Annotated in this window: 12 protein-coding genes; 10 read left to right on the top strand and 2 right to left on the bottom strand. The window is 59.7% G+C overall.

Translation table 11 applies throughout. The features are described 5' to 3' along the window. Positions 1-6: 6 nt before the first annotated feature. Both SLW75_RS16320 and SLW75_RS16315 read right to left on the bottom strand, forming a co-directional pair. Positions 7-1,005, bottom strand: coding sequence for a methyltransferase (locus SLW75_RS16320; protein ID WP_410934930.1), 999 nt, complete (start codon positions 1,003-1,005; stop codon positions 7-9). A gap of 96 nt (positions 1,006-1,101) precedes the next feature. Beyond that, complete coding sequence (locus tag SLW75_RS16315; protein ID WP_065991813.1) at positions 1,102-2,067, bottom strand: 2-hydroxyacid dehydrogenase; 966 nt, start codon at positions 2,065-2,067, stop codon at positions 1,102-1,104. 88 nt (positions 2,068-2,155) lie between these two features. Here SLW75_RS16315 and SLW75_RS16310 point away from each other — a divergent pair, with 88 nt between their 5' ends. The 10 genes from SLW75_RS16310 (at position 2,156) to SLW75_RS16265 (ending at position 16,712) form a co-directional block, all read left to right on the top strand. Then, a complete protein-coding gene (locus tag SLW75_RS16310) occupies positions 2,156-2,785 on the top strand; it encodes a LysE family translocator (protein ID WP_122536168.1) in 630 nt (209 codons plus the stop codon). A 292-nt stretch (positions 2,786-3,077) separates the two neighbouring features. Beyond that, entirely contained in the window at positions 3,078-5,099 is a 2,022-nt protein-coding gene (locus tag SLW75_RS16305; RefSeq protein WP_410934929.1) for an S-type pyocin domain-containing protein, read from the top strand. Continuing rightward, on the top strand, positions 5,089-5,352 hold the full coding sequence (locus tag SLW75_RS16300; RefSeq protein WP_369318529.1) for a bacteriocin immunity protein: 264 nt from the start codon (positions 5,089-5,091) through the stop codon (positions 5,350-5,352). The genes SLW75_RS16305 and SLW75_RS16300 overlap by 11 nt, the downstream gene beginning before the upstream one ends. 44 nt (positions 5,353-5,396) lie before the next feature. Further along, positions 5,397-6,299: a hypothetical protein gene (locus tag SLW75_RS16295; RefSeq protein WP_410934928.1), complete on the top strand. Its 903-nt coding sequence runs from the start codon at positions 5,397-5,399 to the stop codon at positions 6,297-6,299. Positions 6,300-6,514: 215 nt separating this feature from the next. Continuing rightward, positions 6,515-8,191 (top strand): fatty acid--CoA ligase, encoded by a 1,677-nt coding sequence (locus SLW75_RS16290; RefSeq protein ID WP_410934927.1) that lies wholly within the window; start codon positions 6,515-6,517, stop codon positions 8,189-8,191. Between the two features lie 362 nt (positions 8,192-8,553). After that, positions 8,554-10,476: a DUF1302 domain-containing protein gene (locus SLW75_RS16285; RefSeq protein WP_065991819.1), complete on the top strand. Its 1,923-nt coding sequence runs from the start codon at positions 8,554-8,556 to the stop codon at positions 10,474-10,476. Positions 10,477-10,490: 14 nt separating this feature from the next. Continuing rightward, entirely contained in the window at positions 10,491-11,855 is a 1,365-nt protein-coding gene (locus SLW75_RS16280) for a DUF1329 domain-containing protein (RefSeq protein WP_369318527.1), read from the top strand. 370 nt (positions 11,856-12,225) lie between these two features. Beyond that, the gene (locus SLW75_RS16275) at positions 12,226-14,988 is read left to right on the top strand and encodes a LuxR C-terminal-related transcriptional regulator (RefSeq protein WP_410934926.1); all 2,763 of its coding nucleotides are present in this window, start codon (positions 12,226-12,228) and stop codon (positions 14,986-14,988) included. A gap of 114 nt (positions 14,989-15,102) precedes the next feature. Further along, positions 15,103-16,425: a type II toxin-antitoxin system HipA family toxin gene (locus SLW75_RS16270; RefSeq protein ID WP_410934925.1), complete on the top strand. Its 1,323-nt coding sequence runs from the start codon at positions 15,103-15,105 to the stop codon at positions 16,423-16,425. Next, entirely contained in the window at positions 16,422-16,712 is a 291-nt protein-coding gene (locus SLW75_RS16265; protein WP_410934924.1) for a helix-turn-helix domain-containing protein, read from the top strand. Before SLW75_RS16270 ends, SLW75_RS16265 begins: the two co-directional genes overlap by 4 nt. Positions 16,713-16,734: the final 22 nt, after the last annotated feature.

Genomic DNA, 16,734 nt, shown 5'->3' with positions numbered 1-16,734 from the left:
TAATTATCACGCACGTTTCGCGCGGTATATCCGGAAACCCTGGCCCTCGGCCATGATCGCGCAAGGCCCCAGATGAGACTCGATGATCGGCTGATAGCGCAGGAAGCTATTGGCTACCAGGCGCAGTTCACCACCTTTTCTCAGATGTTCCCGTGCTTTTTTCAGCAGGTTCTCGGTCGCTGCATAGTCGGTATGCACGCCGGTATGGAACGGCGGATTGGTCAGAATCACGTCCAGGTCGTTTGGCGCGGCGTCGATTCCGTTACCCGTCAGCACGTCGGCTTCGAGGCCATTGGCAGCCAGGGTCATGCGGCTGCTGGCAGTGGCGAACGCGTCGACATCCAGCATCGTCACTGTCGTTTCGGGGTAACGGCGTTTCACCGCCGCACCGAGAACGCCCGCGCCACAGCCGAAGTCCAGCAGATGGCCGGCGGGAAGCCGGTCGATGTTTTCCAGTAACAGAGCCGAACCCCGGTCCAGACGGCCGTGGCTGAACACGCCTGGCAAACTCACCACCTTTAGCGCGCCGCCTTCGATTTCAATGTCGAAACGTTTGGCCAGGCTGTCGAGTTCAACGGCTGGCGGAGGCGTTTCGACGGTGACTTGCCAGAGCTGGCAATGACGCGCGCTATCGAGCTTGCGCGTGCGCCCGAACGGGCTCAGCTGGCGGGCCGCGGCTTCGATGCCGCCGCGTTTTTCACCGACCAGAAACAGCTCACGTCCGGCCAGACGCGAAGCGAGCGCGTTGATGAGGTAATCGGCGAGGTCGCGGGCCTTGGGCAAAAACAGCACCGCCGCTTCAAAGGGTTCGGCCGGTGCTTCGGTGCCGAAGTGCACGCGCTCGGGAAACCGCGTACCGAGGGTGTCGAAGTCGCCAGCGTGCCAGCTCCAGCCACGTGCATTGGGCAGCGTGCCCAGCAAGTCGTCGGCGGGGAGGCCGGTCAGCAACAAGGAGCCCTGAAACAAATCGGCCTGCCGGAGTAACACTTCACTGCGCGGGTCCATGGTCGGCTCCTTAAAAAAAGGGCGAAGTTTAACAGGCCTGCCGCGCCGCGCACGTGCCCTGTGCAACGGAGTGGCGGGCCTGCAAAGCGCTGCGTGTCAGCTCACGACCCGAACGGGTTCGCCTGCATAAAACGCCAAAGCGTTTTCGTTGATCTGGCCGACGATGCGCTGCCGCGCTTCCTGACTGCCCCAGGCGCTGTGGGGCGTGATGATCAATCGCGGAATATCGCCCGACAGCAGCGGATTGCCGTTGACCGGTGGCTCGACCGTCAGCACGTCGGTGGCCGCGCCGCCGAGATGACCGTTGCGCAGGGCATCGGCCAGTGCCGGCTCGTTGATCAAGCCGCCGCGAGCGGTGTTGACGATGAAGGCTTTGGGTTTGAGCAAGCTCAGCTCGTGGGCGCCAATCATGTCCCGGGTGTGCTCGTTGAGTGGGCAATGCAGGGTGAGGGCGTCGACCTGTGGCAGCAGCTCATTCAGTGGCACGCGATCAGGGCGGGCAGGACGACCGGGAATCTGACCCGACAGCACGCGCATGCCGAAAGCTTCGGCCAGCTTCGCGACGGCGCCGCCCAGTTCGCCATGGCCCAGTAGCCCCAGTGTCTTGCCTTCCAGCTCGACGATGGGGAAGTCCAGCAAGCAGAACTGCTTCGATTTTTGCCACTGGCCCTGTTGAATCGCTTTTTGATAGTCAGGCAAGCGGGTGGCCATCGCCAGCAGCAACATCATTGCGTGTTGAGCCACGGAAGGCGTGCCATAGCCCTGACAATTGCTCACCACCACACCGTGTTTACGCGCGGCATCGAGGTCGACATTGTTGACGCCGGTTGCGGTCACCAGCACCAGTTTCAGATTCGGGCAGGCGGCGAACGTGTCGGCATCGATCATGATCTTGTTGGAAATGGCCACGTCGGCGTCCTTCAAGCGCTCGGCCACCTGATCGGCCGTGGTGCTCGCGTGCAGCACCAGTTCGCTGAAGGTTTCACGCCACGGCGCGAGGTCGAGATCCCCCAGATCCAGAGAGGTGTGATCCAGGAAAACTGCTCGGCGTTGACTGGGCATCAGCTGTACCTTTTGCTCGGTGGGTGGGAAGCGTAATGTGACGAGCCTACCAGAGCCTGCCGCTCACCATAACGCCTGGAGAACTTCAATGTACTGGCCCGAATTCTTAACCGTTGCGCTGATCCACCTGCTGGCCGTCGCCAGTCCTGGGCCGGACTTCGCGGTCGTGGTGCGCGAGAGCGTGACCCACGGGCGCAAGGCCGGCACCTACACCGCCATGGGTGTGGGCACCGCGATTTTCCTGCACGTCGGCTATTCGCTGCTGGGGATTGGCTTGATCGTTTCGCAATCCATCGTCCTGTTCAATGCCTTGAAATGGGCGGCAGCGGCTTACCTGATTTACATCGGCATCAAAGCACTGCGCGCCAAACCTGCCAGCGCATCGGATGCGCCCGTGGACATCGCCAAAGGCGAGCGCACCGCGCGCGGCGCCTTCACGGCCGGGTTCGTCACCAACGGCCTGAACCCGAAAGCGACGCTGTTTTTTCTGTCGCTGTTCACCGTCGTGATCAACCCGCACACGCCGATGTTGGTTCAGGCGGGCTACGGGGTTTACCTGGCATTCGCGACCGGCGCGTGGTTTTGCCTGGTGGCACGCCTGTTCAGCCAGCCCCGGGTGCGCGCGGGCTTTGCGCGGATGGGTCACTGGTTTGATCGGGCGATGGGTGGGGTGCTGGTTGCGCTGGGCTTGAAGCTGGCGTTGACGGAAATGCATTGAGGTTGATGTGATGGTCCGTTGCGACGTCGCGCCTTAAGGTGAATGCTGAGCAATGCGATTCGATCAAAAAAGACTTAGCTTAGACAGTTGCTAGGTAACCTGTTTGGAAACATACCCGCCTAAACGGCGGGTTTTTTTTGTCCTTGCTTTTTATTCCGATGTGAAAAAGGCAGGGCTCGCAGTGCTGCTCCCTATATCACAACAAATAAAAAAATCTCCATAACTATGTATTACCTGACATCAGAGGGATGAGCGTTACGTGGTTGCCATACAGACAAAAAGGAGAACCTGTATGAGCAACACCGAAGAAAAAAATATTGTTGTCAATCGAGGGATACCTCCTGGTAATCCTTACGGCTCTGGCGGGGGACTTCGACCCTCCCGTGACGGATGGAGCATTGGATGGGGGGGTGGCAGCGGAGGTGAGGGCGGCAGAGCCGGGACATTGTCTAGCTCCAAACGTCGCCGGCTGCGTATTCGCGATAAGCGCCGCCGTGCACAGGAAGCGCGTCAGCGTGCTGAAGCGGCCCGCGTCAAGGCAGCCGCTGAATTACAGGCTCAAAAAGAAGCTCATCAGCAATCCATTTCTGACGCTGAGGCACGGGTTCGAGCCCAAGCTCACGCTGAGGCTGAGCAAGAAGCCAGAAGGGAGGCGCAAGCTCAAGCTGCTATGGCTGCGGCAAACGCTAGAGCCGAGCAAGAGCGTCAAGCAGCGGCTCACCGTCAAGCCCTGGAATCCTTACCTCTCGCGCAAGCAACTCGAAAACGCGAGCTTGATCTTCAGCATGATCACAATGTAGCCGCACTGCCTGTCTCGCTCATGTCCGAACTCGGCGAAGACAGCTTGTTATACGACGCTCAGCGTCAACAGTCACTGAACGCGATACTTGAGCATAAAGCCCGGATCAACTACTTGATCGCCCAAAAAAAAGCGGCTTCTGAAAGTAATCGTCAGAGCTCGCATGCTTTTACTGGGGGTGATCCTCTCCAAATAACCAGCGAGCACTACGGAGCAATCTTACAAAGTCGAAGCGTTAGCTCAGAACAAGCTTTTCAGACTCACCAAGCGTGGAGTCTTGCCTATGAGCAGGCGCTTGAAGCCGACTTGCACGCAAAAGCAGTGACTCAGTTGCTCGATAAATCTGCGGCGCTTTCAGAACACTATGCCGAGCAAGCCTGGAAGACGCGTAACTCCGTAGCCAATGACGAGTCTCTGGTCTTAAAGCATGCTACTGAAGCAAGCCGACTCTGGTCGATGGTGGCAGGACCGAATGCTCCAACGCAGAACTTTCCCACTGCGTCTGAAACAGCCAAAGCTATCGCGCAGAGGCTGTTCACCCGACAGGCAGCCAAGGCACTAGGGCGGTCGATTCCGCAACTTGCTTTACTTTATCCAACCGAGTTGGCTGACGGTGAACTCGCGCCCCCACTGATTGCTTCGCCTGCGTCGGAAATTGGGGTCTCTGGCAATGTCGACCTCGATTTCATCGCAGGCCGCGTTGGAACGGTTGAGGTTACCCACCGGTTAAGGATTGAGGAGGGTGAAGGCGAACTAAAAACGGTCTGGGCTGAAGCCGACGGTTTGATGGTCAGCTCCAAAGTCCGTGTGCGAACGTTCGTCTATAACTCGAGCACCAAAGCGTATGAATTTAAACAGGACGGGGCAGACCGCCCGGCTCTGATCTGGACACCCGCGGTTAGCCCGGAGAGCAGCTCTACTGCTTTGCCGGCCGATGAGTCCAAAGGGCCTGAATATTCCGGGGCCGCTATTTCGCCCGTTTCGGAGCAGCTTGGACATTTCCCGACTTATGACATAGAGGATTTTGAGGACTACATACTTGTCTTTCCGGCGGACTCGGGCCTTCCGCCTGTGTATGTCATGTTCAACAGCCCCAGGTATTTGCCAGGGGTTGTGAGCGGTTTCGGTGGCGATATCGATCCCAACTGGCAGGCGTCCGTATCCAATGGTCTGGGTTCGCCAGTGCCGTCAGTGATTGCAGACGCACTGCGAGGTAAGAACTATGCTGAATTTCGAAATCTGAAGCGGGCCATATGGCGCGAGATGTCGAAACACCCTGAGATCACTGCAAATATGAGTGAGAGGAACATTGCTCTCATCAAATCTGGCCTCGCGCCTTTTGCGGTAAGGCAAGATAGGAAAGGCGGAAGGGTAAAACTCGAAATACATCACGTTGTTCCAATCTCACAGGGAGGAGATGTGTACGGCGTTGATAATTTAAGACTCAATACCCCAGCTAACCACGACGCAATCCACAGAGATTTACGTAATGAGGGACGCGACAATGAACGCTGAAACGATTCAAGGGATCACCGAAGCAGAGTTTCTAGAGCTCGTTAGAAAAATCTGTGTTGTGGACTACAAAACTGAGTATCAGCACACCCAAGCGGTAATGACTTTTGAGCGCCTCGGCGAACACCCCGATGGCTCCGATTTGATCTACTACCCCAAGCCCGATGCTGATGATTCTCCGGAAGGAATAGTAAAAGAAGTCAAGGCCTGGCGAGCAGCTAATGGTAAAGCTGGTTTCAAGTCGGCGTCTGATTGACGACCAATTGGGCATCTCCATATTTATTTAAAAGGAATTTATCAATGGCTCATTACACCGTGTTACTTCAGCAGCTTCCAGGCTCAATCCAGAGCGAAGTTATCGCTCATTTAGGCTCAACATCTGGAATGTCTGATCTTCAGATTGTTGAGCGGTATCGCGACGCTGCATCGCAACTGAGAGCAGCCAAGCTTGCGTCTATTCCCCCTTATGCCCCTGGGGAACGTGACGATGCAGGGCATCTCACCTTGGATCAGTTCAATAGCATGGTAGGGGCGGATCTTTCATTTATGTCCGTTTCCCTTGTGGAGGTGCATCGTCAAATCATTGCCAGTGAGGTTGTTTGGTATTTGAACAATTTCATCAATCAGCTTTCATCGACTCATGCGCAAATGATTGAGGCCGCCCGGCAAGAGGCTCAACGACGGGCCGAGGAGGCAGCGCGACAACTCGCTCAGCAACAGGCAGAGGAAGCAGCTCGTCAACTGGCGCGACAACGGGCGGAGGAGGCAGCTCGCCTCCACGCTCAACAGCTCGCGGAGCAACAAGCCCGCGAGCTTCAGGAGCGTCGGGCGAAGGAGGCTGCTGAAGTGGCCGCCCGCCAGCTTGCCGAGCAACAGGCCGAAGCTGCGGCTCAAGCACTGATTAATCAGCGAGCCCAAGAATCAGCGTTGCGAGAAGCCCGACTGGCGACAGAGTTAGTAGGGGCTACCAGGGAGCCCATTCCACAAACACGCTCGGACGGAAGCGGTGAGCCGGAAGATGACCTTGCTGACAGCCAAGCGCTCCGCCATTTGCTTTTTGTTCCAGGTCCACTGGCGATGGCGGAAGTCGAGCGCGCCACCGTCGTGCTGAAGCAACGGATTGATGCTGCGGTGGCTGAATATGCATCCTCAATCGGGCCCTACCTGACCACGCCGAGCATGTCGGCCAGTCTTGCCCCTTGAGGACTTAATGGCCGGCTAGCTACCCCAAAAAGACCAAACGCAGACAATTCGTCTGCGTTTGGTCTTATTTTTGTATCCTTTGGCTGGTATCCCACACGTGTGGGCTCGGTTACGTGCGCTGACACAATTCATCCCTTCGGCTGATCCGATCGACGCGCCCAGGCCCTACAGTGCATATTTTCAAGCCCGCACCTGCACCGTGAAAAGGGATTCCTATGCTGCACACCCGCGTGATTCCGCCCGCCGAAGGGGCGTACCCGTACCCTCTGTTGATCAAGCGACTGCTGCTGTCAGGCGTGCGCTACGAAAAGACCCGTGAGATCGTTTACCGGGACCATTCGCGCTATTCGTATCAAATGCTCAACGAGCGCATCTGCCGGCTGGCCGGTGCGCTGACCGCGGCGGGGGTCAAGGCGGGTGACACCGTAGCGGTGATGGATTGGGACAGCCATCGTTACCTGGAATGCATGTTTGCCATTCCAATGATTGGTGCGGTGGTGCATACCATCAACGTGAGGCTGTCGCCCGAGCAGATCCTGTTCACCATGAACCACGCTGAAGACAAGCTGGTGCTGGTCAACAGCGAGTTTGTGCCCCTCTACAACGCCATCGCCGGGCAACTGACGACGGTGGAAAAGACACTGTTACTGACCGATTCCGATGGCGCTACCACCGGCCTGCCCAATCTCGTCGGCGAGTACGAAGCGTTGCTGGCCGCGGCGAGTCCCCACTATCAGTTCGAGGATTTCGACGAGAACTCGGTGGCGACGACGTTCTACACCACCGGCACCACGGGCAACCCCAAAGGGGTGTATTTCACCCATCGCCAGCTCGTGCTGCACACCTTGGCCGTTGCGACGATCATGGGCAGCGTCGAAGGCATCCTTGGCGGCGACAAGGTTTACATGCCGATCACGCCGATGTTCCACGTTCATGCGTGGGGCGTGCCGTATGCCGCCACCATGCTGGGCGTCAAGCAGGTGTACCCCGGCCGCTACGACCCCGAGTTGCTTGTGGCGCTCTGGCAAAAGGAAAAGGTCACGTTCTCGCACTGCGTGCCCACCATTATGCAGATGGTGCTCAACGCCAAAGCCGCCCAGGACATGGATTTCACCGGCTGGCACATCATCATCGGCGGCAGCTCGCTCAATCGTTCGCTGTACGAAGCGGCCAGGGCCAAGGGCATTCAGCTGTCTGCGGCCTACGGCATGTCCGAGACCGGGCCGTTGGTGTCGGTTGCGCACGTGAACGACGACCTGATGGCCGCCAGTGAAGACGAACGCACCACTTACCGAATCAAGGCCGGGGCGCCGGGCGTGCTGGTCGAGGCAGCGATTGTCGATGGCGAGGGCAACTTTCTGCCATCCGACGGCGAGACCCAGGGCGAACTGGTGCTGCGTGCGCCGTGGCTGAGCGAAGGGTATTACCGCGAGCCGGAGAAGGGCGCCGAACTGTGGGCCGGCGGCTGGCTGCACACCGGTGACGTGGCGACGCTGGACAGCATGGGCGGGATCGACATTCGCGACCGCATCAAAGATGTCATCAAGACGGGGGGCGAGTGGGTGTCTTCGCTGCAGCTGGAGGATCTCTGCAGTCGCCATCCCGGTGTCCGTGAAGTGGCTGTGGTCGGCATCGCTGACCCGCAGTGGGGCGAGCGCCCGTTTGCGCTGTTGGTCGCCCGCGAGGGTCACGTTCTGGATGCCAAGATCCTGAAGGAACACCTAAAGCCGTTTGTGGAACAGGGGCACATTAACAAGTGGGCGATTCCGAGCCAGATCGCCCTTGTTACCGAAATTCCCAAGACCAGTGTCGGCAAGCTCGACAAGAAGCAGATCCGCCAGAACATCCTCGAATGGCAGGGCAGCAACAGCGCTTTCCTCTCCACGCTCTGACGCTTTCCTTCGCGGCCATTTTCATCGTTCATTGCTTTGAAAATGTGCCGCGAAGGCTCTACTCCGGCGTCTTCCTTGCCAATTCTTCTTTTTCAGCCATGCTCCCCCTGCGATGTGATTGGCCACTCTGGCGTCGGCGTGCCAGAGGTGTCGGCGCTGTAAATCACACTTTAGAGGGATCAAGCAGCAGCACCTGCTGGCTATAGTCGGCAGTAGGTTGGTACCGGAGAAAAGCGCATCGATCGTTTCGCAGTTGATTGGCTGCCCGATCAGCGTTGACACCAGGCACTGCGGCCCGTCCGCCTGAGTCGTTTCCGGAAGCACCCACTGCCATAAAAATAAAAGCACATGGAGTAGCGTCGATGACATCAGCTAACCAGTTCTGGCGCCGGGCTAAATTGCCCTTGGCCGTCAGCCTCGCTTCCACGCTCGCCGGCCCTGCATTCGGAGTCAGTTTCAATATCGGAGAAATCGAAGGCAACTTCGACTCGTCGCTCTCAGTAGGGGCAAGCTGGTCCACCCAGAATGCCAACAAGAACCTGATCGGCTCCAACAACGGCGGTCACGGTCTTTCGCAAACCTCCGACGACGGTCACTTGAACTTCAAAAGCGGAGAAACGTTTTCGAAGATCTTCAAGGGCATTCACGATCTCGAACTGAAGTACGGCGACACCGGTGTGTTCCTGCGGGGCAAGTACTGGTACGACTTCGAGCTCAAGGATGAAGGCCGCGACTTCAAGGACATCAGCGATTCGGGCCGCAAAGAGGGCGCCAAGTCTTCAGGTTTCGAGCTGCTCGACGCTTTCGTCTATCACAACTATTCCATTGCCGATGAGCCGGGTTCGGTGCGTCTGGGCAAGCAAGTCGTCAGTTGGGGTGAAAGTACCTTCATCCAGGGCGGCATCAACAGCATCAACCCGGTCGACGTGTCCGCGTTCCGGCGTCCTGGCTCGGAAATCAAGGAAGGCCTGATTCCGGTCAACATGTTCTACCTGTCGCAAAGCCTGACCGAAAACCTGTCGGCAGAAGGCTTTTACCAGTTGGAATGGGACCAGACCGTCGTCGACAACTGCGGCACCTTCTTCTCGCAACCGGACGTCATCGCGGACGGCTGCAACAGCAACCTTGCCGTGCTGCGCACCCGCGACAGCCTCAATTCGGCTCTGCCAGCCGCGTTGCGTGGCCCCGTTCAAAGAACGCTGGCAGCCCGCGGCGTGAGTTTCGGCAGCCCTGACGAGGGCGCCGTGGTTGCCCGCGGCCCTGATCGCGATGCCCGGGACAGCGGCCAGTACGGCCTGGCCATGCACTATAACTTCGAGCCGCTGGACACCGAGTTCGGCGCTTATTACATGAATTACCACAGCCGTCTGCCGATCTTCAGCGGCAAGGGCGGGCCGGCGAGCGCCTACAGCGCAGCGGGTCTGGTGGGCGGTCTGGCGGCCAATGGCGTTCCTCGGGGTGTTGCTGCGGCCCTCGCGCCAACCCTGTTGCCCGTCGTGGTCGCCGGCAACTCCAGTTACTACGTTGAATACCCGGAAGACATCCACCTGTTCGGCCTGAGCTTCTCCACCACCTTGCCCACCGGCACGGCGTGGAGCGGTGAACTGAGCTACCGCCCGAACGCACCGGTGCAGTTGAACACTACCGACATTCTGTATTCCGGCCTGTCGCCGCTGAACTCGAACGTGTCGTTGCTGCAGGGCGCACCCGGCCAGGACCAGAAAGGCTATCGCCGCAAGGAAATCAGCCAGGCGCAGACCACTTTCACGCACTTCTTCGACCAAGTGATGGGCGCCGAACGTCTGACCGTGGTGGGTGAGGTCGGCTGGACCCATGTCGGCGGTCTGGAAAGCACCTCGAAACTGCGTTATGGCCGCGACCCGAGCTATGGCCCTGGCCCGCTGCCGGGTGGTCAGTGCCAGACCCTCAACGCCAGCACCCTGGGCGCTGCCGCGCAGAACAACCTCAGCCGCTACTGCGAAAACGATGGCTTCACCACCACCGATTCGTGGGGTTACCGCGCCCGCGCCATCTGGGATTACAACAACGTCTTCGCCGGTGTGAACCTGCGCCCGAGCGTGGCCTGGTCCCACGACGTCGACGGCTACTCGCCAGGCCCTGGCGGCAATTTCGAGGAAGGTCGCAAGGCCGTGAGTCTGGGCCTCGACGCCGAGTATCAGAACACCTACACCGCCAACCTTTCCTACACCAACTTCTTCGACGGCAAGTACACCACCGTGGACGACCGCGACTTCGTAGCGCTCAGCTTCGGCATGAACTTCTAAGGACAATAATGAAAATGAAAATCACGAAGGGTCTGTTGCAGGTGGGCGTGTTGGGGCTGTCGTTGCTGGCGACCAGCGTGATGGCGGCGGTGTCCGACGCCGAAGCCGCCAAGCTGGGCACCACGCTGACGCCAATGGGCGCGGAGAAAGCCGGCAACGCTGCCAACACCATCCCGGCCTGGAGCCCGATGCCGACCAACGCGGGCGCGGTGGACGACAAAGGTTTCCTGGCCAACCCGTACGCCAGTGAAAAAGCGCAGTTCACCATCACGGCGCAGAACGTGGATCAGTACAAGGACAAACTTGCCCCGGGCCAGTACGCGATGTTCAAGCGCTACCCGGACACCTACAAAATGCCGGTTTACCCGTCCCATCGTGGCGCCACTGTGCCGGCTGACGTGTTCGCTGCGATCAAGAACAACGCCACCAGGACCAAGCTGGTGGGCGGCGGTAACGGCCTGGAGAATTTCGAGACCGCGGTGCCGTTCCCGATCCCGAAAGACGGCCTCGAGGTGATCTGGAACCACATCACCCGTTATCGTGGCGGCAGCGTCTCGCGTCTGGTCACCCAGGCCACGCCGCAGACCAACGGCTCGTTCAACCCGGTGTACTTCCACGATGAGTTCGTCTTTCGCGACAAGATGAAGGATTTCGATCCAAAGAATCCGGGCAACATCCTGTTCTATTTCAAGCAGGAAGTGACGGCGCCAGCGCGTCTGGCAGGCTCGGTGCTGCTGGTGCACGAAACCCTCGATCAGGTCAAAGAGCCGCGTGCGGCGTGGGTCTACAACGCCGGGCAGCGTCGTGTACGCCGTGCGCCGCAAGTGTCCTATGACGGGCCGGGCACCGCCGCCGACGGCCTGCGTACTTCCGACAACCTCGACATGTTCAACGGCGCGCCTGATCGGTACGACTGGAAGCTGATCGGCAAACAAGAGATGTACATCGCGTCCGACAGCTACAAGCTCGACGATCCGAAATTGAAATACGCCGACATCATCAAGGCCGGCCACATCAATCAGGACTTGGCGCGCTATGAACTGCGTCGCGTCTGGCACGTGACCGCCACGCTGAAAGAAGGCCAGCGGCACATCTACGCCAAACGTGACTTCTTCATCGACGAAGACACCTGGCAGGCAGCGGTCATCGATCACTACGACGGTCGTGGTCAACTGTGGCGCGTGGCTGAAGCCCATGCCGAAAACTACTACGACAAGCAAGTGCCGTGGTACGCCCTTGAAGCCCTGTACGACTTGCAATCAGGTCGCTACCTGGCGCTGGGCATGAAGAACGAAGAGAAGAGGGCGTATGACTTCGGCTTCACCGCCACTGCCAGCGACTTCTCGCCCAACGCGCTGCGCCAGGAAGGCGTGCGCTAACGGCTGACCGTACAAGCGGAGAGCGTGCAATGTTGATCACAGCTACAGCGCACTGAAGTCCTCCGCTGTCTTACCCTATGGCTGATCCCCATGGAGCAGAAAGGAAACACTCCGAGCGATCGGGGTGTTTTTTTGCCCGCGCTGACAGAGTCCCGCCTTCAGGCGACCTGCGCAGCGATCCTTTGCCACATGCCGCATTCCCCCGACGGCGCCGAACGTACCTCCCCGGACATATAAACCAACATTCGCCCTGTTGATGGGATACGTTTTCTTACAGTCTTTCGTCTAACAATGTTCAAAAGGTTCCCCATAGCCGCTAGTCTCCCGACATCTGAACGCCGAACAACAAGCACTCCAACAAGAGCCGGCCATGACTGATCTGTCGCGTTTGCAAGGATTCGCAAATCACGCCGTCACTGCGTTGGAAGGCCGTTTCTTCCGTCCGCCATTGCCTGAAGGTTATGTATCGAGACCTCGATTGTGCGAGCGGCTGAGTGCGGGTCTGTCCGGGCGCCTCTTGTTGGTCAGCGCGCCGGCCGGGTTCGGTAAAAGCTCACTGGCGGTGGAGTTCTGCGAGAGCCTGCCCGATCAGTGGCAGAACCTCTGGCTGGGTCTGAGCCACCGGGACAGCGACCCGGGCCGTTTTCTCGAACGTCTTCTCTGCGGTCTCCAGCAGTTTTTCCCCCAACTCGGCGCCCAGGCGCTCGGCCTTCTGAAGATGCGTCAGCGTCACCAGCCGTTTGCCTTCGAAGAGTGGCTGGACGGTTTGCTGGACGAACTGGCGATGCACCTGATGCTGAGCAAACCGCTGCTGCTGGTGCTCGACGACTATCACTTGGTGCAGGGCCCCGTGCTGGATCGCTGCCTGCAATTTCTGCTCAATCATCTGCCTGCGGGCATGAACATCATGGTCACCAGCCGGCAGAGGCCGAACTGGCACCTGGCGCGGCTGCGGCTGTCCCGTCAATTGCTGGAGTTGTCCGAGCAGGACCTGCGTCTGACCGACGACGAGTCGCTTGCGGTGCTGGATCCGCAGCGCCATGGCTTGAGCGATGAAGCACTGCACGCCTTGCTGCAACGCAGTGAAGGTTGGGTGGCCGGCCTGCGATTCTGGCTGCTGGCGGCCAACGAAGCGGGGAGTAACGCGCTGACCCAAGGGCTCAACGGCGGGGAAGGGCTGATCCGTGATTACCTGCTCGAAGAGGTCATTGATTGCTTGCCTGCCGACGTTCAGGCCTTTCTCTATGAAACCGCGTGTCTGGAGCGCTTCAGCGGCGCCCTGTGCAATGCCGCACGTGACAGTCATGACAGCGATGAGATGCTTGGGTACCTGCAAGCCCATCAGGTGTTTCTGGTCCCGCTGGACGAGCATGGCCGCTGGTTTCGCTATCACCATTTGTTTTCTGACCTGCTGCGCGCGCGCGCCGGACCCAGTGTCACACCGCAACAACGGCGCGTGCACCTGAATGCCTGCCGCTGGTTCAGCGACCAGGGGCTGCTCGACGAAGCCATTGAGCAGGCGTTGCGCGCGGGACATCTGGATGTGGCGGCCAATCTGGTGCAGAACCTGTCCGAAGAACAACTGCTTGCCGAGCAAAACGTCGGCATGCTGCTGCGCTGGAAAATGGACTTGCCCGACAGCCTGCTGGTCAGCACGCCGCGTTTGATCGTGCTGTACGCCTGGGCCCTGGGCCTGGCGTGTCAGCTGGACGCAGCCGAGGAACTGGGCAACCACCTCAGTCGATTCCTGCCGGCCCCTTCCGCGACCGCGCAAAATTCAATGCTGGCCCAGTGGCTGGCGCTCAGCGGGATCATCGCCCGAGGCCGCGGCGACAGTGAAACGGCCCGACGTTATTGCAGCGAAGCGTTGGTCAGTCTGCCGCCCAAGCGGTACGGTCAGCGTTTGCTGTGCCTGTCGACGCTGGCGAATCTGGCCATCGCCGATGGAGATTTATGGCGCGCCCGGGCGCTGAACCGTGACGCCCTGGAGTTGGCGCAACGGGTGGCCAATCCGTTGTTTGAAGCACTGGCGCACTACGACCGCGCTCGCACGCTGCAGGCCCGTGGCGAAACGCTTCGCTCGATGGAGGAGGTGCGCCAGGGCTTGCGGCGTTTGAACGGCCTGTCTTCACAAAAGCTGTACGCGGTCCGCGCGCGACTGACGTTGTACGAAGGTTATCTGTTGGTGCAGTGCCTTCAACCGGAGGCAGGCCGCGAGCGCTTGAACGCCGGACTCGCCGAGGCGCGCGCCTGCCGTGACATCAGCGTGCTGATCGGCCACTGCGTGATTGCCGGAATGGAGGGGCGCGAAGGACGCTACGCCGAAGCCTTCGCCGAGCTGGCCGAGGCCGAGCGGCTGATGCACATCTGGGACGTGCCGCCGGTTTATTACCTGGCAATGATCACCCTCGCCAAATGCGAGCTGTGGCTGGCCCAGGGCCGTATCGACCTGGCCGACGCCTGGCTGCTGCGACTGGGACAGACCTATGGCGGCAATCAACCTGCCGCCGCCCCCGAATGCTCGCCGCAACTGCCTCAACAGATCGAAACGCTGCGGGCGGTTCTTGACCACGTTCAGGGCCGTACCGAAGAGGCGATGGCGCGGCTGCTCAGTCTGGTTGAGTACGCCCGGCGGATCGGCGCAGGACTGCTCGGACTCAATGCGCTGAGTCAGCGCATCCTGTTGTTGCTCGACACATCACGCGGGCCCGAGGCAGATGAGCTGTTTCAACAGAGCCTTCTGCTCGCCTCGGGCGGTGCGGTTCTGCCCTTCCAGCGGCTGATTCGTGGTCATCCCGACTGGCTGCGCGAGCAACTACACAAACGCCCCCCATGCCGGCTGGTCGATTACCTGCTTCAGCAACTGCCTGAAGCTGCTCCCGGTCAGAGGCTGCCTTGCCTGCGCGTCACCCCTGAACCGCTCGGCTGCAACGGCGGCGACCACCTCAGCGCCCGAGAACTCAGCGTGCTGCAGTTGATCGCGCAAGGCTGTTCCAATCAGGAGATCAGCGAGCGCTTGTTCATTTCCCTGCACACCGTCAAAACCCACGCCAGCCACATCAACGGCAAGCTGGGCGTCGAGCGACGCACGCAAGCAGTGGCCCGGGCGCAAGAGCTAGGACTGCTGGGCTGAGCGATCGGCACTTAAATACCCTTTTTTTTCAAATACTACCCATTTTAGGCATTTAATTGCCTTTTATGCGCTCAGGCCCTAAGGTTTAGGCATTAAATTGCCGAGCGCCCTGTCATGCAGTTGACCCTCCAACTCTACCTGTCGGGACGATGGCACGATGCGATGCGTTTCGACATCGAGAAGCCAGAGTCAGGGCAGAACAGCCCGTGCAGCTTTGCGTATGAGCAGGCATTTCTAATTGACCACCTCGATGCGCTTGATCGTCCCACCTCGCCATCCGTAAGCGCTCGAATTCCACTGGGCTGGGATTTGTTCAGAACGGCGGGGCTGCCGGCGTTTTTGCATGACATCGTTCCCGCAGGAGCGGCGCGCCGTTTCCTGCTGGCGCGTCTGGCAGTGCCTGAAGGCGAAAACACCCCGGCCGATCTGGTGCTCTTGCAGCGCTGCACCCCTGCGCCCGTCGGGCATCTGCGGATCAAGGAATCGTTCGAAGCTTTGCCCAAGGCCAGCAGCATCGGTTTTGACCGGAGTGAGGTCGTTGCTCGGGACAGCCGCTTTCTCGAATACGCGTATGAACAAGGCGCAGCCGTAGGAGGTGCGACGGGAGCGGGCGGCGAGGCGCCGAAGCTGTTGCTGGCCGAGGACACCGCAGGACTCATGCACCCTGATGCAACGCTCGCCGACAGCGAAGTCCGTCAACACTGGTTCGTGAAATTCTGTCGCAACAAAGGCAACGAGACGGATCGCACCATTCTCAGAAGCGAGTTTTGCTATTACCAGGCCCTCCAACGCATCGGTGAATACACCGTTCCTTGTGATGGCATGAGCCTTGAAGAGGCCCGCAAGCCCAGCCTGTGGATGAAACGCTTCGACCGCAGCGTCGATGAACAGGGCGTGCGCCGGCTGGCTGTCGAATCGGTGTACTCGCTCGCCGACATCACCCGCCCCGGCGCGTACATGACGCACGTGCAAGCCGTCGCCGCGCTGTCTAACGCCTGGTCGGCGAATGCTCAGCAGGGGGGCATCCCTCAAATGGTTGCCGAGTACATAAGGCGCGACCTGATCAATCAGATTCTGGGAAACAGCGACAACCATGGGCGCAACACGTCGATCCTGCGCGATGAACAGCGACTCGCTCTGGCGCCGATTTACGACCTGGCGCCTATGGTCATGGACGACGAAGGCGTGACGCGCACCACCAAATGGCCTGACCCCATCGAACGCGCCGGCGAAGTGGACTGGCGTGAGGCCTGCCAGGCGTTATCCCCATGGGCCGACCCCGACGGATTGTTTGAGGGCCTCAGAACCGATGCCGAACGCCTGCGGGCGTTGCCTGATTTGCTGAATGAAATGGGCTTGCCGCAAAAGACCTTGAATCATCCACGGATCAGGCTGGGGCAGCTGGATGCAACGCTCAAGGGATGGGGCCTGCGATGAACGACGACATACGCCAGCGCGGCATCATCCTCGACGAACTTCGGGGGCAGCTTTTGGACGGGACCGTTTCGATGGGCGCTGCCGTCAAACGGCTGCGGACCGAAATCACGGGATTGCGCCAGGAACAGTTCGCGCGCATGTGCAAAATCTCGTTGCGCACGCTGCGCCAGATCGAGCAGGACGAGGGGAATCCGACGGTGCAGACCCTCAACGCGGTGTTCAGACCCTTCGGCATGCAGGTCGGCATTATCCCGTTGCGACCCAGGCCGGCGGCGACCAGCTTTTGATGCATGATCGGCCCGACGGTAC

The sequence above is a fragment of the Pseudomonas sp. W5-01 genome, assembly GCF_046540435.1.
In the GTDB taxonomy this organism is placed as follows: Bacteria; Pseudomonadota; Gammaproteobacteria; order Pseudomonadales; family Pseudomonadaceae; genus Aquipseudomonas; species Aquipseudomonas graminis_B.
The sequence above is the reverse complement of the archived record's forward strand: the minus strand, read 5'-3'. Positions and strand labels throughout refer to the sequence as shown.